Origin of the sequence: Rhodanobacter terrae, assembly GCF_042657005.1 — a bacterium.
GTDB classification, from domain to species: domain Bacteria; phylum Pseudomonadota; class Gammaproteobacteria; order Xanthomonadales; family Rhodanobacteraceae; genus Rhodanobacter; species Rhodanobacter terrae.
This window is the reverse complement of the sequence record NZ_JBHSNG010000030.1, coordinates 22199-46308: the sequence shown is the minus strand read 5'-3', so window position 1 is coordinate 46308 and position 24110 is coordinate 22199. Positions and strand designations below refer to the sequence as shown.

Sequence of the window (24110 nt, the reverse complement as noted above, 5' to 3'; positions counted from 1 at the left end):
ATAGCGTTCGTCTTGGCTCAGGTGTGTGTAGCTCATGTGCAGTTCCACTTGGCGGTGAAGCTGTGCAGGCTACCGCACCTGCGCCGCTCTACCGTTTGGGGTGGTGCACTTCAGAATTGAATTCGCCCCTAGAGATTCCCAGCGTTCGACTAAGGGAAATTCCGTGATATCGTTGATGTTTGAAGATTCCTCGGTCCACCAATCTAAAGCACCCATTTCATCATTCCTTATGTGGTTTGGCTTTGATGGCTTGTATGCAATTCGGCGAGAATTCCACGGGTTTATTGACGTACTTGTCGAATGGCTCTCCACCTGTAATCTGTTTTCCATCTACATCATTAAAAATCGCGCTGACATTCGCTTTAATTATTTCAGGACTTACCGAAGTCACAAAACCTCTGACGCAAATGTCGAAGGATTCTTCGAAGGCCTTAACTTTAAGATGCACCATGTCGCCTACATTCGCCTTTGGAAGTTTGTCGAATGATGGGTTTTTTGCGAATTCGGAATTCATGACGATCTCTCCAGTTATACCCCTGAACTTAAGACGAAAGACAACGAATTTGTGACTGCTTTCAGGCGTAATTAAGCCTCTGGACAACATGCGTCGTAGGTAACTTACCCTGTGACACCCCTCAATCAATTGATACGGGGCACCGTAGTTTTTCAATATTGGCAAATATTTCGAGCAAATTAATACGGGAGGAAATGGTGGGGTTAGATTTTGAACCATTCTTTGATACACCCCATCTGGTTCTGGATTTTTCCTCTTTTCAAAGAAATCGTTAAATTCATTTACGTAATCGTCCATTATTACGTTTTCAAGAAATTTAATGTCAGCGTCCGCTTGCTTCGCTGTGAAATATTCTATATGCGGTTCGTAGTCATCTAGGCTGAAATCTGGAAAGTGTTGGTTAAAAGCGTTGAAGTGATCAAATACGACTTGGCGGAAGAACTCCCGCGTGCCTTCGTCATCAGGCAATTTAAGCCTCTTGGCATATTCGTGCCATTTCTCATGATCTTGAGGCTTCATCGTCTCGGAAAGCATCGTTGCTTACCTTTCCTTCTTGTTTCGCGCTTCCGTCACTTCTCTACCGATGCACCTGTGGTGCTTGGCATTGGTACCCCATGATTAGTCCCAGCTCATCCCCTTCATGGTATCGCTGATGTGCGATGTGAAGGCATTCATGCACTCTAAAACATGCTCTAGGTAGCCGCGTTCTATGTTGATGTGGCTATGCTCATAGTGCCTGTAGATGTTAATTACTGAGAGGTCGTTGCGAGACTGGATGTAGTCGTGGAACTTGTCATCCGGCTCAATTTTTCCGCTTGCATGAGCAATGATGTTCCGAAGCTTCCCTATCTTGGATAGCTCGTTCCAAGAATGGTGTTGCTTGATGCCCTGTAGGCCACAAACTTTTGTTAGATAGGTCACAGACCGTTCTATTCCCTTGTGGTTGAGGTCTTGCAGGTCAATGCCGTACTTCTTGAATTTTTGCGCATTGTAGCAGAGCAAATTTAGTTCGTCCTCCAGAGAGCCGTACATGGTCAGCAATGCTGATCCTCTTCTCATCGAGGGATAGTGCTTAAGGAACAACTCGTCCAGATCCCATGACATGTCATCCAGACCGCGATAGAAGCGAATTATTTCCGGTGTTCGCTCGTCGTCTAGATCGAGCTCTTCCGTTTCAAATTCTGCGGTTTGATAGGCTTGGATTGAACTGTCTATGTCACTCTCAATCGACGCTACAAACGCTTTCAACAGGGCTAACGACGGTTTTGCATGGAACATGTGCCACTGGTAGAAATAGTGGAAAAAATATTTTCCATTTGAGGGCTTAACCATGCACTTCCCCTGTAGTTTTCCCTAACGATCAGCGTATGGACTGTGTTCCATCATCTCATCGTAATACGCATCCATACTCACTTGTTCGTGCTTTAACGACTCTCGCACGGCCTCTCTAAAGCCTTCATGCACGATGTAGTGGCGTGAGTGGGTCAGGGTAGGGAGGAAGCCTCTAGGCATCTTCGTCTCTCTGCCTTGAGCTCCAGGCTCAAAAGACTTCAGGCCATGCTTAATGCAGAACTCGATGCCCTGATAGTAGCAAAGTTCAAAGTGCAACAAATTCAATACGTTGCGACTTTTAGCGGGTTCGTCTATGACCCCTGATAAGGCATTGTATTTCTCGAAATGCAGGCCGGGCACGTCGACGCACGCGCCCCAGTAGCGCCCGTACAGTACCTCGTGGCTCTGGATGAACAACGCCATCGCGACGATGGTGTTGCCCTGGCGCGCCAGCGCGAGCTGGGCCGTGCGGCCCAACTCGCCCAGCCGCCGGAACAACGCCGCGGTCAATGCCGCATGGTTGCCCTTCATGTCGAACGTGGCTTCGTACAGCGCGTGCACCCGCCGCCATTCGTCATCGCCCAGCGTGTCGCCGCCGCGCCATTCGATGGCCACGCCGCTGGCGGCGACCTGGCTGCGTTCGCGCAGGATGTTCTTGCGTTTCTTGTGGTTGAGCGTGGCCAGAAAGGCAGGGAAGTGGCGGTAACCGCGGTTGTGCCAGTGGAACTGCACGTCCGAGCGCGCCAGCCAGTCCGGGTCGCCTTGGAACGCGGCGAGTTCGGCCTCCTGCAGGAAATTCACATGCACCGAGGACAACCCCATCCGGTCGGCTTCGCGGCGCATCGCTTCGGCCAGCGCCCGCTGCAGCATCGGCGTACGTGCGTCCTTGCCGGCCAGCAGGCGAGGACCGGGTACCGGCGAATAGGGCACGCCGCACAGCAGCTTGGGATAGTAGTAGCCGCCGGCGCGTTCCCAGGCACTGGCCCAGCTCCAGTCGAACACGAACTCGCCGTGCGAGTTGCCTTTCAGGTACAGCGGCGCGGCGGCGAGCAGCCGGCCGTTTTCATACAAGCCAAGATGATGGGCCTGCCAGCCCCAGTCGGAGCGAATGCAGCCGTCGCGTTCCAGCGCGGCCAGGAAGGCGTGCGACACGAACGGGTTCGCATCGGGACGCAACGCGTCCCACTCCGCGGCAGGCAGTTCGGCGATCGCATCGTGGAAGCGGATGTCATGCATGGCTGAGTGCGGCCTCGACGTTGTTGTTGTAGGAGCCCGCTGGCGGGCGATGCTCTTGCTTTGATGTTTGGAGATGGAGATTCAGAGCAACAGCATCGCCCGCGAGCGGGCTCCTACAACGACATCAGCCAACCGGCGTCTGCTGGTCCAGCCAGCGTTCGGCGTCGAGTGCAGCCATGCAGCCGAAGCCGGCCGAGGTCACCGCCTGGCGATACACGTGGTCGGCGACGTCGCCGGCGGCGAACACGCCCGGCACAGAGGTCATCGTGGCCATGCCGCTCTGGCCACTGTGGATCTTGATGTAGCCGTCATGCATGTCGAGCTGGCCTTCGAAGATGCCGGTGTTCGGCGTATGGCCGATCGCCACGAAGAAGCCGGTGGCCTGGATGTCGCGGGTGACGCCCGAGTTGACGTCCTTCACGCGCACGCCGGTGACGCCGGTATGGTCGCCCAGCACTTCGTCGATGCTGTGGTTCCAGACCAGCTCGATCTTGCCGGCGGCGGCCTTCTCGAACAGCTTGTCCTGCATGATCTTCTCGGCGCGCAGCTTGTCGCGGCGGTGCACCAGGTAGACCTTGCGGCCGATGTTGGCCAGGTACAGCGCTTCCTCGACAGCGGTGTTGCCGCCGCCGATCACCACCACGTCCTGGTCGCGGAAGAAGAAGCCGTCGCAGGTGGCGCAGGCGGAGACGCCTTTGCCCTTGTACTTTTCTTCGCTGGCGATGCCGAGGTACTTGGCGGTGGCGCCGGTGGTGATGATCAGCGCATCGCAGGTGTACTCGCCGGAATCGCCCTTGAGCCGGAACGGACGCTGCTTCAGGTCCACCGTGTGGATGTGATCGAAGATCATCTCGGTGTGGAAGCGCTCGGCGTGTTCGGCCATGCGCTGCATCAGCGCCGGGCCCTGCAGGCCTTCGACGTCGCCCGGCCAGTTGTCTACGTCGGTGGTGGTCATCAGCTGGCCGCCCTGCTGCATGCCGGTGATCATGGCCGGCTTGAGGTTGGCGCGCGCGGCATAAACTGCCGCGGTATAGCCGGCGGGACCGGAACCGAGGATCAGCAGACGACTGTGTTTGGTGGTGCTCATGGTTGTTATAATCCTTGGGTTTACTGATGGCCTGGACTCTTATTCGCTGCAGCTGTGCCGATGGTTTCCTCGTCACGGGAAAGTCGGCGATCAAGGGCCACGAATCCGCAAGGATGGGGAATGCGCCCGGCCGATTCAAGGTAGACGACAGATTCAGCCACCCACCGCAACGTCAATGCGATGGATTTACAACGTGCTCCCACAGGATTCTTTCTCCATGCGTATCGGTATCCCCTCCGAAACCAAGACCCTCGAAGGTCGTGTTGCCCTCGTTCCCGCCGCCGCCGCCGATCTGGTGCGCCGTGGCCATGAGGTGTTCATCCAGGCCGGTGCGGGCCTGAAGAGCGGCTTTGCCGACGAGGCCTACATCAAGGAAGGCATCAAGATCGTGCCGGATGCCGCGTCGCTGTACGAGGCCGGCGAGCTGATCGTCAAGGTGAAAGAGCCGGTGGCTGGCGACCTCGCGCTGCTGAAGAAGCATCACCTGCTGTTCTGCTACCTGCATCTGGCCGCCGAACCGGCGCTGACCCGCAGCCTGCTCGACATCGGTCTGACCGGCATCGCGTTCGAGTCGGTGGAAGAGAACGGGGTGCTGCCGCTGCTGTTGCCGATGTCGGTGATCGCCGGGCGCATCGCCACCCAGATCGGCACCACCTTGCTGCATCGCCCGCAAGGCGGCAAGGGCAAGCTGCTCGGCGGCATGGCTTCCACCCCGCGCGGCAAGGTCGTAGTGCTCGGTGCCGGCGCCGCCGGCGGTGCCGCCGCCGCGCTGGCCGCCGCGGCGGGCGCCAACGTGGTGGTGTTCGACAAGCGCCAGGACCGTCTCGCCGAGATGATGGCGATGGGCCCGAACGTCACCGCACTGTACGCCTACGAGTCGTCCGTGGCCGAGGAAGTGCGCGACGCCGACATCGTGGTCGGTGCGGTGCTGGTGCCCAGCGCCAAGGCGCCGCGGGTGGTTACCGAAGCCATGGTCAAGACGATGGAGCCGGGCAGCGTGCTGGTGGACATCGCGATCGACCAGGGCGGCTGCTTCGAGACCTCCAGGCCGACTACCTGGAAGGAGCCGACCTACGACGTGCAGGGCGTCACCCACTTCTGCGTCACCAACATGCCAGGCGCCGTGCCGCAGACCTCGTCGGTGGCGATCTCCGCCGCGATCCTGCCGTACGTGCAGCGTCTGGCCGCCGGCAACGAGTGGCGCGAGTTCGCTCCGCTGAGCGGCGGCATCAATGTCGACGGCGGCAAGCTGGTACATCCGGCATTGCAAGGTATGCTCTGACCCTGTCTGGAACTAGCCAGTCCAAAAAAGGGAAGCCCTCCAAGGTGGCGCGCAGCGCGAATGTCAAACCACGACCGAAGGAAGGCCTCAGCGAGGAGCTGAAGCGCCGGCTGCGTGAAGCCGGCGCCCTGCTGCTGCTGCCGCTGGCGTTGTATCTGCTGGTGTGCCTGTTCAGCTACGACGCCCATGACCCCAGCTGGACGAACGCCGGCCAGTTGGAGCATGCGCGCAATTTCGGCGGCACGGTGGGCGCGTACGTCGCCGACCTGCTGCGCTGGATCTTCGGCCTGGTGGCCTACTGTTTCCCGTTGCTGCTGCTGTTGCTCGGCGTGCAGGTGCTGCGCCAGCGCGGCGAGCAGCCGGTGCACCCGTGGGAGCCGGCGCTGCGCCTGATTGGCTTCGTGTTCTTCTTCATCACCGGCCCGGCGCTGCTGTACCTCAATTTCCATGACGATCCGGTGCTGCCGCAAGGCGTCGGCGGCATCATCGGCGTCTGGGTTGGCGACGCCTTGCTCAGTGCGTTCGGCGCCAAGGGTGCGCCACTGCTGCTGCTGGCGCTGTTCCTGATCGCGGTGACGCTGGCGACGGGGCTGTCATGGTTCAGGGTGATGGATTTGACCGGGCAGGGCGTGTTGCAACTGCTGGCCTGGGCCCGGGGCAAGCTGCGCCAGGCGCCGCAGGCGATGGCCGCGCGGCAGGCGCGCAACGAGCGCGAGGTGGTCAAGAAGGCCGATGCGGTGAAGCAGGCCAAGCGCGAGCCGGTACGCATCGAGCCCGCGCCCGCGCCGGTGACCAAGAGCGAGCGGGCCAAACTGGAGACGCAGATTCCGCTGTTCGTCGACGCCGCCACGCCGGGCGAACTGCCGCCGCTGTCGCTGCTGGACGAGGCGCCGCCCCAGGGGCCGGGCTACTCCGAGGAAACCCTCGAAGTGCTCTCGCGCCAGGTCGAGTTCAAGCTGAAGGATTTCAAGATCGAGGCCAAGGTGGTCGGCGCCTATCCCGGCCCGGTGATCACGCGTTTCGAGATGGAGCCGGCCGCCGGTGTGCGCGGTTCGCAGGTGTCGAGCCTGGACAAGGACATCGCCCGCGGCCTGTCGGTGGTCAGTGTTCGCGTGGTCGACGTGATTCCCGGCAAGAACGTGATCGGACTGGAAATCCCCAACACCCACAAGCAGATCGTGTACCTGTCCGAGATCCTGCGCTCGGACAAGTACGACCAGCTGAAGTCGCCGCTGGCGCTGGCGCTGGGCAAGGACATCGGCGGCAGGCCGGTGGTGGTGGACCTGGCCAAGATGCCGCATCTGCTGGTTGCCGGCACCACCGGTTCGGGCAAGTCGGTGGCGGTCAACGCAATGGTGCTTTCGCTGCTGTACAAGGCCAGCGCGAAAGACGTGCGGATGATCATGATCGATCCGAAGATGCTGGAGCTTTCGGTCTACGAAGGCATTCCGCACCTGCTGGCGCCGGTGGTCACCGACATGAAGGAGGCGGCCAACGCGCTGCGCTGGTGCGTGGCCGAGATGGAGCGCCGCTACAAACTGATGGCTGCGGTCGGCGTGCGCAATCTGGGCGGTTTCAACAAGAAGGTGAAGGACGCCGAGAACGCCGGACAGCCTCTGCTCGATCCGCTGTTCCGTCCGAATCCGGAGATGCCGAATCTGGCGGCCGAACCGCTGGAGCCGCTGCCGTACATCGTGATCATCATCGACGAGTTCGCCGACATGATGATGATCGTGGGCAAGAAGGTGGAGGAGCTGATCGCCCGGCTCGCGCAGAAGGCGCGTGCCGCCGGCGTGCACCTGATCCTGGCCACGCAGCGACCGTCGGTCGACGTGATCACCGGGCTGATCAAGGCGAACATCCCGACTCGCATCGCGTTCCAGGTGTCCAGCAAGATCGATTCGCGCACCATCCTCGATCAGTCCGGCGCCGAGGCGCTGCTCGGTCATGGCGACATGCTCTATCTGCCGCCCGGCACCGCCACGCCGGAACGCGTGCATGGCGCCTTCGTCGACGATCACGAGGTGCATCACGTGGTCGCCTGGCTGAAGTCGCAGGGCGCGCCGCAATACATCGAGGGCGTGCTGGAGGAAGTGCAGGCCACCAGCGACGGCAAGTACATCAACGATTCGGGCCTGCCGCAGGATGGCGAGGAAGGCGGCGGCGACGCCGACACCCAGTTGTACGACAAGGCGGTGGCGATCGTCACGCAGACGCGCCGCGCCTCGATCTCCGGTGTGCAGCGCCACCTGCGCATCGGCTACAACCGCGCCGCGCGGCTGGTCGAGCAGATGGAGCAGGACGGCGTGGTCAGTGCCCCGCAGCACAACGGCAACCGCGAAGTACTGGCGCCACCGCCCCCCAAGAATTGACCGCAAACGCAATTGAGGTACGAGGTATGAGGTAGGAGCCCGCTAGCGGGCGATGTTCCTGCTCCGATTTTCCTACCTCATTCAACCAACCATCAAGGCAAAGGCATCGCCCGCGAGCGGGCTCCTACCGCTGGGTTAGGTCAGTACGGGTATCGTTGGGTTAAGCCGGTACGGGCCACACTTCACCGCCATCGCAACCAACAGGGAATCCGATGAAACGCTTCATGCTTGCCGTTATCGCCGTTGTGCTGATGCTGTCGCTCGGTACCCTGGCGCAGGCCGCTGCCGGTCCGGCGCGGGCGCGGCTGGACGCGTTCGCCAGCGGCCTGCATTCGCTCACCGGGCATTTCACCCAGTCGCTGACCGACATCAACGGCCAGAGCAGCAAGACCAGTTCCGGCACGCTGGCGCTGGAAGCGCCGCGCCAGTTCCGCTGGGACACGCTGGCGCCGTACAAGCAGACCATCGTGGCCGACGGCAGCCGGGTGTGGGTGTACGACCCGGAGCTGGAACAGGTCACCGTGCGCGTCCAGAGCACCGAAGAGGCGCACAGCCCGCTCACCGTGCTGACCGACGTCAAGCAGCTGGACCGGAACTTCAAGGTCGCCGAGCAGGGCGAGCACGACGGGTTGGTGTGGCTGCGGCTCACCTCCACCGCCAAGGATCCGCAATTCGACTATGCCGATCTCGGCTTCGACGCGAACGGCCTGGCGCGCATGACGTTCCGCGACCAGCTCGGCTCCACCACCGACATCCGTTTCTCCGGCTGGCAGCGCAATGCGCCGATTCCGGCGTCCGCCTTCAATTTCGTGCCACCGAAAGGCGCCGACGTGATCGGCGACGTGCCGGTGATCACCACCCAGCCGCTGAAAGACTGATCCCTCGGGGCTGATCCTTCAGAGCAATATCGCTGCCGCCTCACATCGGCGTGTTTCAGGTCGCCGTGGCGCAGCGATGGCGGCCGTTGCTCCCGGCCTCGCCACCGGCGTTCCGGAAGGAATCGGCGTCCTCACCTTCGCCTGTGTTCTGGTCAGTCGCGCGAGGTGCGCAACGGTTCAAAGTCGCGACTCGAGGGCATCACCGCCCCATCCCGATGTCGGGTCTGAGGCATGCCGTATCATGCCGTCATGCCACGCTCCATCCCGACGCCCACGCCCGGCCTGTTCGCCGAACCCGACGCGCTCAAGCCGCTGGCCGAACGCATGCGCCCGCGCAGCCTCGACGAGATCGTGGGCCAGCAGCGCCTGGTCGGCCCGGACAAGGCGCTGCGCCGCGCGCTGGAAGCCGGCAAGATCCACTCGATGGTGTTGTGGGGGCCTCCCGGTTGCGGCAAGACCACATTGGCGCTGCTGGTGGCGCGTTATGCCGACGCGGATTTCCGCGCGATCTCCGCCGTACTGTCCGGCTTGCCGGATGTGCGCAAGGCGCTGGCCGAAGCCGAGGTGAACTTCGCCCAGGGGCGGCGCACCGTGCTGTTCGTCGACGAGGTACACCGCTTCAACAAGACCCAGCAGGATGCGTTCCTGCCGCACATCGAACGCGGCGTGATCATCTTCATCGGTGCCACCACCGAGAACCCGTCGTTCGAACTGAATTCCGCGCTGCTGTCGCGCTGCCGCGTACACGTGCTGGAACCGATCTCGACCGGCGACATCGTCGCTGCGCTCAAGCGCGCGCTGGCCGACGGCGAGCGCGGCCTCGGCGAGTTGCAGCTGCAGGTGGGCGACGAGTCGCTCGAGTCGATCGCCCAGGCCGCCGACGGCGACGTGCGCCGCGCGCTGACCTTGCTCGAAATCGCCGCCGAGCTCGCCGAAGACCAGCGCATCGACGAGGCCACGCTAGCCCAGGTGCTGGCCGATCGCACGCGCCGTTTCGACAAGATGGGCGAGCAGTTCTACGACCAGATCTCGGCGCTGCACAAATCCGTGCGCTCGTCCGACCCCGATGCCGCCGTGTACTGGCTGTGCCGCATGCTCGACGGTGGCGTCGACCCGCTGTACCTGGCGCGGCGGATGACCCGCATGGCGGTGGAAGACGTCGGCCTGGCCGAGCCGCGCGCCTGGCGCATGGCGCTGGACGCGTGGGATACCTACGAACGCCTGGGCAGCCCCGAAGGCGAGTTGGGCCTGGCCCAGCTGGCGATCTGGCTGGCGATCTCGCCCAAGAGCAACGCTGCGTACATGGCCTATAACAAGGCCCGCGCCGCGGTGCGCGACGGCGGCACGCTGGAAGTGCCGATGCACTTGCGCAACGCGCCGACCAAGTTGATGAAGGGTCTCGGCTACGGCAAGGGCTATCAGTACGACCACGATGCCGAAGGCGGCGTCGCGCTGGACCAGCAATGCCTGCCCGACGAACTCGTCGGCAGCGTGTTCTACGAGCCGGTCGAGCGCGGCCTGGAACTGCAACTGCGCGAAAAACTGCTGGCCCTCCGCGCCGCCCGCAAGAAAGCCCGCCTGTTGTAGGAGCCCGTTCGCGGGTGATGCTCTGAATCCATCGCCCCTCCAACCCTGCTGCACGCACCCTTGCCGCGCGGTCATACCCGGCATAAATTCGCTGAACCAACCGGAGAGGGCGAATCATGCGCGTACTCGTGGCAGGTCTGATCGGCGGCATCCTGATGTTCGCCTGGGGTTTTCTGGCACACATGGCACTGGGGCTCGGCCATGTCGGCATCAAGCCGCCGGCCGATGAAAATGCGGTGCTCAGCAGCCTGCATGAGGGCTTGGGCGAACGGGCCGGCGTCTACATCCTGCCGTCGCTGGATCCCAAGAAAATGGGCGATGCGGCGGAGGTCATCGCGTACCGGCAAAAGGCCATACGGTCGCCTTACGCCTGGGTGGTCTACCTGCCGCAAGGTGAGGACATGACCAGGATGGGGCCGCAGATCGGGCGTCAATGGGCGTCAGATACATTGTCTGCCCTGGCGCTGGCCTTCGTGATGGGTCTGGCGGGACTCGGCTTCCGGCGCCGCCTCGCGGTGGCGGCCGCGGCCGCGGTATTTGCATGGCTCAGCACCATGCTGCCGTACTGGAACTGGTATCGCTTTCCGCTCGATTTCACCTGGGCTGCGCTGATCGAGCAACTGATCGGCTGGCTGATCGCCGGCGCCGCGATGGCCTGGTGGCTGGGCCGCAGCGAGCGCAAGCTGGCCAGCTGACCTTCCACCGTTCGCCCTGAGCGTAGCGCAGCGAAGTCGAAGGGCCGCCCCTCGATTTCGGCCCTGTGGGCCTACGCTCAGGGCGAACGGATTCATTGACGGCACGGTTCGCGTTCCCTGGTTGCATTGCGGCAACAGCCACCCGGCAGCGATAATTCAGGGTTCAAGCCTTCTCTGGACTCGATCATGCTGGATCCCGCACTGCTGCGTTCGCGCCTCACCGAAACCGCCGCGCGCCTCGAGGAAACCCGGGGCTATGTGCTCGACGTCTCCGCCATGGAAGCGCTGGAGAGTTCGCGCAAGCAGCTGGCAATGGAGACGCAGGAATGGCAGAACCTGCGCAACACGCGCTCCAGGGCCATCGGGCAGGCCAAGGCGAAGGGCGAGGACGTCGCCGCGCTGATGGCCGAGGTCGCCGGCATCGGCGACAAGCTCAAGGCCAACGAGCAGGCGCTGGCCGAGACGCAGGCGAAGCTTTCCGACATCGCGCTGCTGATCCCGAACATTCCGCACGAGTCGGTGCCGGTCGGCAAGGACGAAAGCGACAACGTCGAGATCAGCCGCTGGGGCACGCCGCGCGCGTTCGAGTTCGAGGCGAAGGACCACGTCGTGCTGGGCGAGCGTCACGGCTGGCTGGACGGCGATGCGGGCGCCCGGCTTTCCGGCGCGCGCTTCACCGTGCTGCGCGGCCAGGTCGCGCACCTGCATCGCGCGCTGGGCCAGTTCATGCTCGACCTGCACACCAGCGAGCACGGCTACCTCGAATGCAACGTGCCGGTGCTGGTCAACGCCGACAGCATGCTGGGCACCACCCAGTTGCCGAAGTTCGAGGAGGACTTGTTCTCCACCCAGGTCGGCGAGTCGAAGCGCTACCTGATTCCCACCGCCGAAGTGTCGCTGACCAACCTGGTGCGCGACACCATCCAGGAAGCCGACGCGCTGCCGCTGCGCTTCACCGCGCACTCGCTGTGCTTCCGCGCCGAGGCGGGCAGCTACGGCCGCGACACCCGCGGCATGATCCGCCAGCACCAGTTCGAGAAAGTCGAGATGGTGCAGATCGCCCGTGCCAGCGAGTCGTATGCGCGGCTCGAGGAAATGGTCGGCCACGCCGAGAAGGTGCTGCAGAGACTCGGCCTGCCGTACCGCAAGCTGCTGCTGTGCACCGGCGACATGGGCTTCCAGTCGAGCAAGACCTACGACCTCGAAGTGTGGCTGCCCAGCCAGCAGACCTACCGCGAAATCTCCAGCTGCTCCAACTGCGAGGACTTCCAGGCGCGCCGCCTGCAAGCCCGTGTGCGCAACGCCGACACCGGCAAGCCCGAGCTGGTGCACACCTTGAACGGCTCCGGCCTCGCCATCGGCCGCACGCTGATCGCAGTGATGGAGAACTACCAGAACGCCGACGGCTCGATCACCGTGCCCGAGACATTGCGCCCGTACATGGCCGGGCTGGACCGCATCGCATGAACACGCCGGCACCCGTTCGCGGAACCTGGGACAAGGTGGAGTTCTACACCAGCTACTTCCTGCTGCTGGTGTTGCTCTCCTTCATCGGCACCCGGCTGGGCTTCGCCGTCGTGTGGCAACTGCCGGCCATCGACTTCGTCCTCTCGGTGATCGCGGTGTTGCTGCTCATCGCCAGCTTCTGGTTCGGCCGCCACAGCCGCCGCTGGCGCCTGTGGACGATCGGCTTCGCCACCGCCACCCAGATCGTGCCCATGGTGATACGTGAACCCGTGCTGCTGTTTCCGTTGATCGGCGCGTTGATTCCAGTCGCGATCCTGGTGGGCTGCCTGGTCGCGCTGTCGAAGAAGGGCGTCGACGTCCGTCCGCCGCAGGGTTCCTGACCGACGGACTCGCTGCGCCGTCGGCGCAAACTGGCGGATGAACTCACCATTTCATGCGCCCGATCTCATGATCGATTCCGTGGCGAAGCTGTTTCGCCAGCGCCGGGTTTCCCGCGTGGCGGATGTTCGAGCGAAGCACCTGCAAATCCTGTCGCCAGCCGAGTTTGTCCGCCAGGCGACGCAGCGAACGAGTCGATTTCGCTTTGCGTTTGACGGCTTCGAGACTTTTCCAGCCAGCCGACGCCTCGACCCCATTCAACGTTTCGAGTTGCAGCCGAAGACGGCGTACGCGCTTGCGCCAACGATGAAGGCGAGCCGACGAACCTTCTGCCTGCGCGGCCGCTTTCGCCTTCTCCAGGCGCTTCAGGTTATGCAGGACGGAGTGGTGCACCACCTTCTTCGTCAGGTCCGTCCAGGGAAGATCGGTTACCGCCAATGTCATCCGGCTCATCCTGGCGCGCCGTTTCGAAAAATCCGGATCGCGGGACAACGCAGCGTCAAGCAACAGGTCTCGGCGCTGCTTCAGTTGATCGGAAATCTTTTTCCAGTATGGCTGGTGGTCGTTGGCCAGCTTGGACGCCGTCTCCGCCACCACCTGAGCGTCACGCAGCGGAGACAGGCCGTCGACCAGTCGATCCAGCGACTTATCGATCGCGTCGAACTTCGCGCCGAAAACCTTCCGGCCCAGATCCAGCGTCCCCCGAAGCCTTCGTATCGCCTTGCGGGCCTCGTGCACGGCAACGTGACGATCCCGTTTCTTTTCCAGCGCCCGCCGCACCTCGTGCGCCTGCCTGGACGCCACCTCGGCAAGTTCCAGCCCCAACAATGTCGATGCCATATGCCGCAGGCTTCATTCGAAGACGGACAGCTAGTCTAGGGATGCTCTGATCAATTCTACGTAGGCGTCACCGTGACTGTCTGTTCGCAGGCCACAGGGCCGTCGGCGAGGGCAGACTGGCCGTCTGTCGAGACGGCGGACCGAAGGCATGCGGACAGACAGTCACGGCCCCAACGCATTGAATTTAAAATGATGGGGTGATGTCCAGAAGGCGCGCAGGCTGCGCCGCGCAGCTTGGCAAGACGGCCAGTCTTCCCTGCGCCGCGCAACACACCCTGCGCGCCTTCTGGACATCATGCCGCCTACGTAGAATTGATCAGAGCATCCCTAGTTCGCTGATCTCATGGTGCAAGCATCATCAAGCGAGGCTACGGCGCCGGGCCTGAGCGACGAAATCCTCGGCGGCGGCCAGGTCGCCACCGCCTGCCTCGATGAACTGCTCGGCCACCTGCGGGCGAGGGTACGCACATCCTGGCCGATGCAGGCTTGTCCCGTTTCCGCCCGTAACGGCTATCGGCGATCCAAAGCGGCGCCGAGGCGCAGGCCTTGGAGTGCCTGCATGGCGCTTGCAGGGTATGGCTCACGTGTTGGGCGTGGTCCTGGGGCATCCGCAGGCGGTGCTGCCCGAGACCGTGCCGCCGACCGCATCGCGGCAAAACGGCCCGTTCTAAACTCCACCCGCGATCGGAACCGGTCCGTTTTCCGGCCACGCTGGCGGCATCGAATCCATACCAAGCCAACGGCACGGGCAATCTCCGCCAAGCTGGGGCTAGTTCTCAGTCGCCAGATGGGATCACCAATGGCGAAGCGTTACGGCGCGGAGCGTTGATGCCGTTGGAAAACCACCCCAAGAGCTCGTTTTTGTCCCCTCGCGAGTGAACGGCTACGCCGACGGAGTTGCTCTTGAATTCTGCGTACCCAATTGGCGCGATGAAGGTTGCGCCAGTCGCAGCTAGTGACGCTGCGAAGGCACCTTTTCCCGTCTCGCAGGAGAGCAGGTACAGGCTAATGTTCCGCTGTACCAAGTGTGCTCCAAACTCTCTGATCTGGTCGGCATCCATGTCCTTTCCGTTGTGTCCCTTGACCATCAGAGGGCCGGTCTCGTCCCCATGACTCAGCAGCACGAGGATGCCGTCCTGATCAACCGAAGTGACCCAGTCCCAGAACGTCTGCGGGTTTTTATCGAGCGCGGCCGTTTGATAGCCCTTGTTGCCGAAATAGTTGGTGGCATCGCCGTTGGCGGTATCCGGGCAATACAGAAACAGATATTTCATGGATCACTTCGCTTGCGTACGTCGCGGCCTAGTCCGCTTTCTACATAATGCGAAAGAGAGACCAATCTTTGGTCATCCGAGGAAATGAACGCAAGACATGGTGCATGTGCCAGCAAAAGTGCCACATCCCGCTGGAGTGGCGAAGCAAATGGTAAAGCAGACGCATGATTGGATTGGCCAACCGAATTGACCAAGCACCGTCCGCCAGAAACCGCGGGACCCTAGCAAAACAGCGGGGTACCAAGGATTGGCGGAGGGAGTGGGATTCGAACCCACGGTACGCGTTAACGTACGACAGTTTTCAAGACTGTTGCCTTAAACCGCTCGGCCATCCCTCCGCGGGAAACGCATTGTAAGGCCAGTTGCATCGCTAGCCAACGCGGTTCGATCCGGTTGTAATCCGAATCCGGCCCATGGAACCCGTGCCTTGACCCGAGGACTTGCCGTACCCGCTTTCTGCGTTGCCCTCCTGATGATTGGCAGTTCGTATGCCAGGGAGGCCCCGGTTCGCCGCGATTTTGCCATCGATGCACCGGTCCGGCCGATGGTCGTGCGCGTTGATGGCCACTGGCAGGTCAGCTATGAGCTGCACCTCACCAACATGTCCCGCACCGAGCTCAGGCTCACGCATGCGACGGTGCTGGGCGAGCCGAACGGGACTCCACTCGCCGATCTCTCCGGAGCTGCGCTGGCTGCCGATCTGGCCCCGATGAATACCAACGGGCACAACAAAGCCGATCCCGTCTTGATCGCGCCGGGCCGGCAAGCGGTGCTGTTTCTGGACATCGTCGTGCCCGGCTGCAGGTTCCCCACGAGTTCCGGCATCGCTTCAGCTACACGACCGCAGGCAACAACAAGACGCTGACGCAGTGGAGCGATGAGCTTGCGGTGGACAGCACGAAACCCTCGCTGATCGGGCCGCCGTTGCGCGGCGGACCGTGGGTGGCCATACATGGCCCTGCCTGGCCGCGCGGACACCGGCGCGTGTTCTACACCCGGGCAGGTCGTGCCAGATTGCCGGGCCGGTTCGCCATCGACTTCGTCAAGGTGGACGACAAGGGCCGCGTGACTGCAGGCGACGCCGACCTTGTCCGCGATGCGTTCGGCTATGGGGACGACGTGCTGGCGGTGGCCGACGCGACAGTCGCGGCGGTACACGACGGCATGGACGAGGCTTCGCGCATCTCGGCGCGAACGACGCCTCCGGTGGACGAGGATGCCGGCAATTATGTGGCCCTGCGGCTTTCCGACGGCTGCTTTGCCTTCTACGAGCACCTGAGAAAAGGCAGCGTGCGCGTGGCTGCGGGCGACAAGGTCAGGACGGGGGAGGTCATTGGCTCGCTGGGTTTCTCCGGCGAATCTACCGGGCCCCACCTGCATTTTCATGTGGCCGACGGCAGTACGCCGCTAGACGCGGAGGGCCGGCCTTTCGAGATTCGCAGCTACCGGAAGCTGGGCCATTACGACGACATCTCGAAACTAGGCTCTCCGTGGATGCCTATGGTCGACGGCAAGAGCGCGACGCGCGTGGGTGAATGGCCAGACGGGAATGATGTGGTGGCATTTCCTTGAGGGAAGCTCGAAAACCCCTGATTTGAACCGTCATCCCAGCTTGACCAGCTTCGCTGTTGTAAGGCGCCTCGCTGGGATGACGAGCAATGGCCAATTTTTCGAGGCCTCTCGAGAGCGCGAGCATCAACATGCGAGTTTCCCCGACTGACGAAGCCACGCAACGTTGGCGCGACGATCGCCGTCAGTGTGCGACGTCGTCGGCCGAAGGGATCGTGTCCGGTGACAGCAACAGCTCTGCATCGTTGGTGACATAACGGACATAACGGTAGTCGCGGATAAAACTGATCCGGCCGTCGCGCCACTCCAGCCACATCACGTAGCTGGGCTTGGGATCGGCGCGGTCTTCGAAGACCGCGATCACTTCCCGGCCCTCCAGCCAGGCTGGGGCCAGCCACAGGGCGTCGTTCTTGGAATAAATGGTGAAGAACAAGCCGACGTCCGCGGCGCCGGCGCGAAGCGGGTGAGAGGACTGAACGAGTTTCACGTCGTCGGCGAGTAGTGCCCGCAGGCCATCCCAGTTCCGCTGGTTGAATAGCGCGACATAGCGCGCCACCGCGGCGGACGCCGGCTGCGCGTCAGGCAGCGGGCCGGCCTGCGCATTGATCTCCCGAAGACGTGCGCGCCCTCGCGCGAGGTCACCTTTCACGGCATCGACCGAGATGTCGAGCAGGGCGGCGATCTCGATCAGCGACTCGTCGAGCACGTCCTTCAGGATGACGACGCTGCGCTGGAGGATGGGGAGCTCCACAAAGCGCGACACTGCGGTCTTCACCGCTTGCTGGCGCATCAGTCCCTCCGCGGGGTCGGGGTTTGCCGGGTCGCCGGTGTCCGGCACGGCGTCGATCGGTTCGGCCATGCGTACCGCCCGGCTGCGCAGCAGGTCGAGGGCGCGGTTGTGGGCGATCCGGAACAGCCAGGGACGCAGCGGCGGCGCCTCCTCCAGGTCTTGCAAGGCCACGAGAGCCCGGACCAGCGTGTCCTGCACGACGTCCTCGCCGTCGATGACCGATCCCATGAGACGCGCGCCATAGCGATGCAGCTCGGGCCGCAGCTGATCGGCCACGGCGAGGAGTGCTGCCCGGCGATCGCTTTCCGACGTGGGGTGCTCGATGCTCAAGCGGCTGCTTCCTCGAGGAGGGTGACGCCCTCGTCGCCGTTGAGCCCGAAGGCAAGGCCATCGGCATATTGTGGATCGTCCAGCACGGAAACCACCTTCTCGCCGAATTCACGGGGCGGCATCGGTGCGCCGAAGCGTGTCAGGAACGCTTCGGGCGTGATGCCCATGGCGCTGGCATAGGCGTGGGAGGCCATGTCGCCGATTCCGGTGCCGGCCACCATCTGCCGCGGCACGATCGCCTGGAAGCCGATCCCGAGGTTCTTCTGCGCGGAAATGGCGTTGGCGTACTTGGCCATGAACCAGAGCATGCGCTTGGCACCGCCATAACCGCCCGACATGGGCGATCCGCTGATGGCCGCGCCGCTCGATACTATCAGCACGCGGCTTCCCGGCTTGAGCGGCAGATTGAGCGCAGCCTGCAGCCAATACAGCCCGGCCTTGACGTCGTGTTCCCAGGGCGCGGTGAAATCCGCCCAGCTCACCTGGTCCAGTCGGCCCATCCGCGGTTTCATGCCGGCGTTGAGCACCAGGATGTCAGGGCGGACCTGGGCGAGGATGCGGTGGGCGGCGCTCTCGTCCGTCACGTCGGCGGATATCGTGGCGACGCCCAACCGGGCGCGGACGGACTCGAGCGCCTCGGTGCCGCGGGCGACGACCGTCACCGTGGCGCCATGCGCCACCAGCGCCTCGACCAGTCCCAGGCCAAGGCCGCGGCTTCCGCCGGTAACGACGACATGTTTATCTTTGAGGTTCATCGGTGCTGCTCCGGTGTCTTTGGGTATAGCCAAGACGATCGAGGCGCGGGAAAGGAGTCAGTCCGCGCCGCCGTGTTGCCCAACGCTCGTCGGGCACGAGTCCCCGCCCTTCGCTCGGGCTTCGAAGGGCGCCGCCTGTACGAGCGTGGCGAACTGGCGTTCGAGTGCCTTGGCCGTGCCTCCGCCCGATGTGGCGAAATATGCCGCCGGATTGATCGTTGTCAATTCGTTGCGGGACGGCCGGCGCAAGCTGGCCACGTCGGCATTCCGTGGGGGAGTGGCAGATGAGAGCAATGCAGGGAGTGATCGCCCCGGGCGGACAGCGCTGCGGCGATGCGGTCAGCTACGATGGGTGGCGCAAGATGGTGAGAGTGACTGCTCGGTTCAAACCTGTGACAGCAAGGTTGCCGGCTGCGGGCGACACCAGGCGGGCCGGACCGCTGTCGTTACTCGAGAGGACAAAAGCATGAACATCAAGTCCATGAGAGTGGGTCGCCTGCTGGTGTGCCTGGGCGTGTCGGGCTGGTTCGGTCTGGTCAACCCTGCGCGCGCCATCCCGGCGTTCGCCCGCCAGACCGGCCAGGCCTGCGTGGCTTGCCACGTGAGCTTTCCCGAACTGACGCCTTACGGGCGCATGTTCAAGTTGAGCGGTTACACCATCGGCACGCGGCAGGCGTTGCCGCTGGCTCTGATGGCGCAGTTCGGGGTTACCCACGTGCGCAACAACCGCGACGACCAGGGCCAGAAGATCGTGCCCAAGACCGACAAGCCGGTGCTCTCCGCCGCCAGCGTGTTTGCCGGCGGCAAGGTCAACGACAACATCGGCGGCTGGATCCAGTGGACTTACAACAACCTGGCCGGCAACGGCGATGTCGGTCACAGCGGCATCGACAATACCGATCTGCGCGTGGTGGGCCGCTCGGAAAACACCGACAACACCGACATGCGCTGGCTCTATGGGCTCACCGTCAACAACAACCCGACGGTGCAGGACGTGTGGAACAGCACGCCGGCGTTCGGCTTCCCGTTCACCACGCCACCGAATGGCATCGGCGCCGCCGCAGCCACCATGCTCGACGGCCAGCTCGGCCAGCAAGTGGCAGGGGTGGGCGGATACGTGTACTGGAATCGCACCGTCTATTTCGAGCTGTCCGGCTACCAGACCGCCGACGGTTTCTTCGCGCCGCTGCGGGCCGGCACGGACACCCAGACGCCCGGTGGCGTCCATCGGCTCGACGGGATCGATCCCTACTGGCGGCTGGCCTGGAACCACGAGTGGGGCGCCGACTCGCTGATGGTGGGGGCCTATGGTGGCCACTTCCGCGTGTATCCGGACAACACGCTGCCGTATACCGATACCGATCGCTTCACCGACATTGCGGTCGATGCGCAGTTCCAGCACATCAGCCAGGATCACACCTACACCTTCCAGTACACCCACATCCACGAGAACCAGGACTACCGTGCCAGTTATCCGGCCACCCTGGCCGGGATGCCGATCGGCGCGGGTCCCACGCCGTTCAACGCGCACGACACGCTGATCACCGACAAGCTGAAGGGCACTTATTATTTCGACCGCAAGTACGGCGCCACCTTGTCGGTGATCAGGACCCACGGCACTGCAGACGCGGGCCTCTATGCCCCCGGCTCGGTAGGCGGCAGTGCGAACGGCCGTCCGGACACCGAGGGCTACATTCTCGAACTGGATTATCTGCCGCTGCAGAACCTGCGCCTGATGCTGCAGTACTACGGCTACAGCAAGTTCAATGGATCGCGGCGCAACTACGATGGGTCGGGGCGCCCGGCGAGCGACAACAACACGTTGTTCGCCAACATCTGGCTGGTGTACTGAGATGTTCGCCGCCGCGCCATCACCGTCCTCGGGAGAACGCCACATGAAGCGCATCAGAGTCGGTCTTGCCACACTCGCCTGCCTGGTCGCCGCGCTGGGCGCCACGGCGTTCGCGGCCAGCGGCGTCACGCCCGCCAGCGACGACGCGGCGATCAAGCTGGCCACCCAGGTCTGTTCCAGTTGCCACGGACCTGGCGGCAACAGCAAGTCGCCCACCTTTCCGCGACTGGCCGGGCAGCAGCAGGCGTACGTGCTGGCTCAGATCAAGGCGTTCAGGAGCGGCACGCGCAACGAGCAGGAAGCGCACGATTACATGCTGGGCATGACCACGCTGATCGATGACGCCACCGCCGAATCGCTGGCGCGATACTTTGCCAGCCAGCCCCATCCCAAGGGCATTCCGGGCGATCCGGCCGTGATCGCGGCCGGGAAGAAGATCTTCGAGCAGGGCATTCCAGGGCAGGTCGTGGCATGTGCCACCTGCCATGGCGCGCACGCCGAAGGCAACGGCATCTTTCCGCGCCTGGCCGATCAGCACGAAGCCTACATCGTGCGCCAGCTGACGGTGATCCAGCGCAACCTGCGCAATTCCCCGGTCATGCACGGCATCATCAAGAACCTCACGCCGGAAGAGATGAAGGATGTGGCGGCCTACCTGCAGTCCCTTTGATATCGGCTGACCCTGGCCAATCCCAGCCGTCGCGGGCGGCGAAAAAAAAGGGCCCGCCAGTGCGGGCCCTTCCTGATGCGCCGTTTTTCGGCCGGAACTAGCGATGCTTTTGCGCGCCGGATGCGACGGCATTCGGCGAAGCGATTCTTTGCGCCCACAGCTTGGCCACAAAATCCCAGGCCATCAACAGTGCGCCAAGCGCGAACACGACATCACCCGGCATGCGCATCCACTGCCAGAATGTGGTGGTGTTGTAGAACTGCATGCTGCGCGCATAGGCGTAGCCGTGGGTGTAGACCGCCTCCAGCTGGGGCCAGCCGATTGGATAGAAGTTCAGCACGATCCACATCACCACGCCGGTGTTGTAGAGCCAGAACGCCCACACGCCGGCCCGATCGCTCCACGGCCGGTCGCCGTTGAGGTAGCGCAGCACCATGTAGAGCAGGCCGATGGCCAGCAGCCCGAAAGCGCCGAACATCGAGGTATGCGCGTGGTTGAGGGTGAGGAACGTGCCGTGCTCGTAATAGTTCACCAGCGGGGCATTCAACGTGCCGCCACCGAATACGCCGGCGCCGACGAAATTCCAGAACGCCGCACCCAGGATGTAAAGATAGGCGAGCTTGTACGGAAAGGCTTTCTTCTGCTTGATGTGGCGTTGCTGGTCGATCGCTTCCAGTACCAGCAGAACCAGCGGCAGCACTTCGATGAAGGAGAACATGCTGCCAACGCCAACCCACAGCCCGGGTTCGCCCGCCCAGTACAGGTGATGGCCGGTGCCCAGCACGCCGCCGATGACGATGAGTATCCATTCGAACAGCACGGCGCGTTCCACCATCTGCCGCGACACCAGGCCCAGGGCCATCAGGAAGTAGCCGGTGACCGCCGCGGTGAACAGCTCGAAGGCGAGCTCCACCCACAGGTGCACCACCCACCAGCGCCAGAAATCGGTGATAGAGAACGAGGGGTTGGGCGAGCCCAGCGGGATCATGCCGAACACATAGAACAGCGCCACCGTGAGCGTGCTGATCCACAGCAGGTGTTCGATCCGGAACAGCCCGTACAGCGAGCCACCGCTTTGCCTGGATAGCGATTTGAGGGTGGGCCAGAAAGCGCGCAGCAATACCGCGCACCACACGGCCAGGCCGACGAAGAACAATATCTGCCAGAAGCGGCCCAGCTCCAGGTAGGAAAGGCCTTGATTGCCGAACCAGAACCAGTGCTCGTCCACCAGGCCCATGATGCCGAGATAGTCGCCGACCAGCGCTCCACCCACGATCGTTACCAGGACCCAGAAGATCAGGTTGACCAGAGCTCGCTGCCCCTTGGGTTCGCGCTTGCCGATCAGCGGTGCCAGAAACAAGCCGGCGCCGATCCAGCTCACTCCGATCCAGATGATCGGCGCTTGCAGATGCACGCTGCGCAGGAACGCGTACGGCAGCCATTTGCCGACATTGAAGCCGTAGAAGCTGGCGCGATCGGTGTAGTAGTGGGCCATGACCGAGCCGACCAGGATCTGCACCAGCAGCACGCCTGCGACAACCAGGAAGTATTTCCACAGCGCCTTCTGGCTAGGCGTGGGCGCCGCAAAGCTGTGCAGTGTCGGTTCGAAGGTTTCGTTGGGTGCCTTGGGTTCGATCCATAGACGAAAGATCACCAGCGCCGCGCCGATGGCGAAGAACACCATCGTGAAGGAAGCCCATGTCCACACGAACGTCGCTGAGGTGGGGGCATTGCCGACCAGCGGCTCGGCGGGCCAGTTGGTCGTCCACGAATAGTCCTTGCCGGGGCGGCGCGCGACCGTGGTCAACGACGAATAGAGCAGAAAACTCGCCGTCTGGCTGGCGCTGGTCGGGTTCAGCGCCCGCGCGCCCGTGTAGCCCTTGCTGAAGTCATCAGTGAGCAGCGACGCGGCGATGCGCGGACGCAATGTGCCGATGGCTTTGGCCACCGCCTCCGGAAGGACGACTCGTTGCTGGCTCAGGTCGATGCCTTGCAACTGCCGGCGCATCCCCTGCGTGATGCCGGCCTGCTGGTCGGCGCCGATGGCATCGAACGGCTTGCCATACCCCGCCATGGCAAGGTTGTTCTGCACCTCCTTCGCCAGCTGCACCAGATACTCGGCGGTATAGTCCTCGCCGAAGGCGGAGCCCATGCCGTACAGGCTGCCATAATCCATCAGGTCGGCTTTCTGGAAGCCCGACTTGCCGCCCACGATATCGGCGTAGTCCATGACCGACGCGCCATCGCCGGTAACCATCTGCCGCGGCAGCGGAGCGGCTTGCTGGTAGGTGCTGCGGGTCGCCACGGCCATGCCAAGCAAGCAGGCTGCCGTAACGAAAAGAAGTATCCAGATAAGAACCTTGCTGGTTCGATCCTGCGGGCCGACCAGGCCTGCAGGGGGAGCGGTTGCACTCATGATCATTCCTGGTTTCGGGGGGCACGGCAGATGCTAGGCACTTGTCGAGCGACCCGGCTGATCTGGATCAGACCTCATGGAGTAAGCGGATGACATGTTGTCGCAGGGGCTTTGGCTCCTGCGCAGCTGAAGCCATCTGCTTGCTGCCGCATGCGGCAGCGATGTCGTGGAGATCCACCCGGACCCAGCGCAAGAGGCGGGCGCTTGAGGTGGAGTCGCGGTGACGGGGAGTCGCGCGAGCGCGCCAGTGCTTTTTGATTGCGCGGGAAATGGAAGCCGCCACGCGAGCACTGTCAAATTCCGTCTTCGTGCGTTCGCGCGCGATGGCGAGCGAGGCTGTGAGTTCAGGCCACATTTGCCGCGGTGATCAGGTTTTCAGGCCAAGGCGTGCTTTGACACGGCAAATAGTAATAGTTATCATTTGCGAAACCTCTGCGAGATCCTTCCCGTGAAGAAACCTGTTCTTGCCGCGCTCCCGATGCTGCTGGCTCTCGCCACCGGCACTGCGATCGCCGATGACTTGCCGGAGTTCACACTGGTGGTCAAGAACCACGTCTATCAGCCCAGCGAGCTCAAGGTGCCGGCCGGTACCAAGTTCAAGATCATCGTGCGCAACGAAGACGCCACGCCGGAGGAGTTCGAGAGCACGGATTTCAATCGCGAGAAGATCGTGCTGCCGAACAGCAGCATCACCGTGTACGTCGGGCCGCTGCGCGCCGGCAACTACGGATTTTTCGGCGACTTCCACCAAGCCACGGCCAAGGGCCGGCTGATCGTGGAGTGACG

Annotated in this window: 21 protein-coding genes and 1 tRNA gene; 12 read left to right on the top strand and 10 right to left on the bottom strand. The window is 62.9% G+C overall.

The window, feature by feature from the left end; all coding sequences use genetic code 11:
* Nucleotides 1-220: 220 nt before the first annotated feature.
* From ACFPPB_RS18260 to trxB, 4 genes are all read right to left on the bottom strand, one after another.
* Nucleotides 221-1048 carry a hypothetical protein gene (locus ACFPPB_RS18260; protein WP_377329734.1) on the bottom strand — a complete coding sequence of 276 codons (828 nt, stop codon included), beginning with the start codon at nt 1046-1048 and terminating at the stop codon, nt 221-223.
* Nucleotides 1049-1132: 84 nt separating this feature from the next.
* Complete coding sequence (locus ACFPPB_RS18255; protein ID WP_377329732.1) at nt 1133-1846, bottom strand: hypothetical protein; 714 nt, start codon at nt 1844-1846, stop codon at nt 1133-1135.
* A gap of 21 nt (nt 1847-1867) precedes the next feature.
* The gene (locus ACFPPB_RS18250) at nt 1868-3082 is read right to left on the bottom strand and encodes a GNAT family N-acetyltransferase (protein WP_377329730.1); all 1215 of its coding nucleotides are present in this window, start codon (nt 3080-3082) and stop codon (nt 1868-1870) included.
* Nucleotides 3083-3206: 124 nt separating this feature from the next.
* The gene (gene trxB, locus ACFPPB_RS18245; RefSeq protein ID WP_377329728.1) at nt 3207-4169 is read right to left on the bottom strand and encodes a thioredoxin-disulfide reductase; all 963 of its coding nucleotides are present in this window, start codon (nt 4167-4169) and stop codon (nt 3207-3209) included.
* A gap of 217 nt (nt 4170-4386) precedes the next feature.
* On the opposite strand from trxB, the gene ald reads away from it, so the two are divergent.
* The 7 genes from ald (at nt 4387) to ACFPPB_RS18210 (ending at nt 12830) form a co-directional block, all read left to right on the top strand.
* Nucleotides 4387-5451: an alanine dehydrogenase gene (gene ald / locus ACFPPB_RS18240; RefSeq protein WP_377329726.1), complete on the top strand. Its 1065-nt coding sequence runs from the start codon at nt 4387-4389 to the stop codon at nt 5449-5451.
* A gap of 44 nt (nt 5452-5495) precedes the next feature.
* Nucleotides 5496-7823, top strand: coding sequence for a DNA translocase FtsK (locus ACFPPB_RS18235; protein WP_377329724.1), 2328 nt, complete (start codon nt 5496-5498; stop codon nt 7821-7823).
* A 212-nt stretch (nt 7824-8035) separates the two neighbouring features.
* The gene (gene lolA, locus ACFPPB_RS18230) at nt 8036-8701 is read left to right on the top strand and encodes an outer membrane lipoprotein periplasmic chaperone LolA (protein ID WP_377329722.1); all 666 of its coding nucleotides are present in this window, start codon (nt 8036-8038) and stop codon (nt 8699-8701) included.
* Nucleotides 8702-8950: 249 nt separating this feature from the next.
* Nucleotides 8951-10288 (top strand): replication-associated recombination protein A, encoded by a 1338-nt coding sequence (locus tag ACFPPB_RS18225; protein WP_377329720.1) that lies wholly within the window; start codon nt 8951-8953, stop codon nt 10286-10288.
* A 116-nt stretch (nt 10289-10404) separates the two neighbouring features.
* Complete coding sequence (locus tag ACFPPB_RS18220) at nt 10405-10983, top strand: hypothetical protein (RefSeq protein WP_377329718.1); 579 nt, start codon at nt 10405-10407, stop codon at nt 10981-10983.
* 186 nt (nt 10984-11169) lie between these two features.
* Nucleotides 11170-12450 carry a serine--tRNA ligase gene (serS, locus tag ACFPPB_RS18215; RefSeq protein WP_377329716.1) on the top strand — a complete coding sequence of 427 codons (1281 nt, stop codon included), beginning with the start codon at nt 11170-11172 and terminating at the stop codon, nt 12448-12450.
* Nucleotides 12447-12830: an LrgA gene (locus ACFPPB_RS18210; protein WP_377329714.1), complete on the top strand. Its 384-nt coding sequence runs from the start codon at nt 12447-12449 to the stop codon at nt 12828-12830. Before serS ends, ACFPPB_RS18210 begins: the two co-directional genes overlap by 4 nt.
* Before the next feature lie 43 nt (nt 12831-12873).
* Here ACFPPB_RS18210 and ACFPPB_RS18205 read toward each other — a convergent pair whose 3' ends face one another.
* From ACFPPB_RS18205 to ACFPPB_RS18195, 3 genes are all read right to left on the bottom strand, one after another.
* The gene (locus ACFPPB_RS18205) at nt 12874-13668 is read right to left on the bottom strand and encodes a CHAD domain-containing protein (protein WP_377329712.1); all 795 of its coding nucleotides are present in this window, start codon (nt 13666-13668) and stop codon (nt 12874-12876) included.
* A gap of 776 nt (nt 13669-14444) precedes the next feature.
* Nucleotides 14445-14942 carry a hypothetical protein gene (locus ACFPPB_RS18200; RefSeq protein WP_377329711.1) on the bottom strand — a complete coding sequence of 166 codons (498 nt, stop codon included), beginning with the start codon at nt 14940-14942 and terminating at the stop codon, nt 14445-14447.
* A gap of 248 nt (nt 14943-15190) precedes the next feature.
* A tRNA-Ser gene (locus ACFPPB_RS18195) sits at nt 15191-15280 on the bottom strand.
* An 89-nt stretch (nt 15281-15369) separates the two neighbouring features.
* Between ACFPPB_RS18195 and ACFPPB_RS18190 the strand changes: the two genes are divergently transcribed.
* Nucleotides 15370-15807 (top strand): hypothetical protein, encoded by a 438-nt coding sequence (locus tag ACFPPB_RS18190; protein WP_377329709.1) that lies wholly within the window; start codon nt 15370-15372, stop codon nt 15805-15807.
* Nucleotides 15808-15926: 119 nt separating this feature from the next.
* The gene (locus tag ACFPPB_RS18185) at nt 15927-16514 is read left to right on the top strand and encodes a M23 family metallopeptidase (protein WP_377329707.1); all 588 of its coding nucleotides are present in this window, start codon (nt 15927-15929) and stop codon (nt 16512-16514) included.
* 181 nt (nt 16515-16695) lie between these two features.
* Here the strand turns inward: ACFPPB_RS18185 and ACFPPB_RS18180 are convergent, their stop codons facing one another.
* A complete protein-coding gene (locus ACFPPB_RS18180) occupies nt 16696-17631 on the bottom strand; it encodes a sigma-70 family RNA polymerase sigma factor (protein ID WP_377329705.1) in 936 nt (311 codons plus the stop codon).
* Nucleotides 17628-18386, bottom strand: a complete 759-nt coding sequence (locus ACFPPB_RS18175; RefSeq protein ID WP_377329703.1) for an SDR family oxidoreductase — start codon at nt 18384-18386, stop codon at nt 17628-17630. Before ACFPPB_RS18175 ends, ACFPPB_RS18180 begins: the two co-directional genes overlap by 4 nt.
* A 466-nt stretch (nt 18387-18852) precedes the next feature.
* On the opposite strand from ACFPPB_RS18175, the gene ACFPPB_RS18170 reads away from it, so the two are divergent.
* Together ACFPPB_RS18170 and ACFPPB_RS18165 are read left to right on the top strand one after the other, a co-directional pair.
* Complete coding sequence (locus ACFPPB_RS18170) at nt 18853-20238, top strand: hypothetical protein (protein WP_377329701.1); 1386 nt, start codon at nt 18853-18855, stop codon at nt 20236-20238.
* A 43-nt stretch (nt 20239-20281) separates the two neighbouring features.
* Complete coding sequence (locus tag ACFPPB_RS18165; protein ID WP_377329699.1) at nt 20282-20908, top strand: c-type cytochrome; 627 nt, start codon at nt 20282-20284, stop codon at nt 20906-20908.
* A gap of 97 nt (nt 20909-21005) precedes the next feature.
* Here ACFPPB_RS18165 and ACFPPB_RS18160 read toward each other — a convergent pair whose 3' ends face one another.
* Nucleotides 21006-23324 carry a nitric-oxide reductase large subunit gene (locus tag ACFPPB_RS18160; protein WP_377329697.1) on the bottom strand — a complete coding sequence of 773 codons (2319 nt, stop codon included), beginning with the start codon at nt 23322-23324 and terminating at the stop codon, nt 21006-21008.
* A gap of 448 nt (nt 23325-23772) precedes the next feature.
* Here ACFPPB_RS18160 and ACFPPB_RS18155 point away from each other — a divergent pair, with 448 nt between their 5' ends.
* Nucleotides 23773-24108 carry a cupredoxin domain-containing protein gene (locus ACFPPB_RS18155; RefSeq protein WP_377329695.1) on the top strand — a complete coding sequence of 112 codons (336 nt, stop codon included), beginning with the start codon at nt 23773-23775 and terminating at the stop codon, nt 24106-24108.
* Nucleotides 24109-24110: the final 2 nt, after the last annotated feature.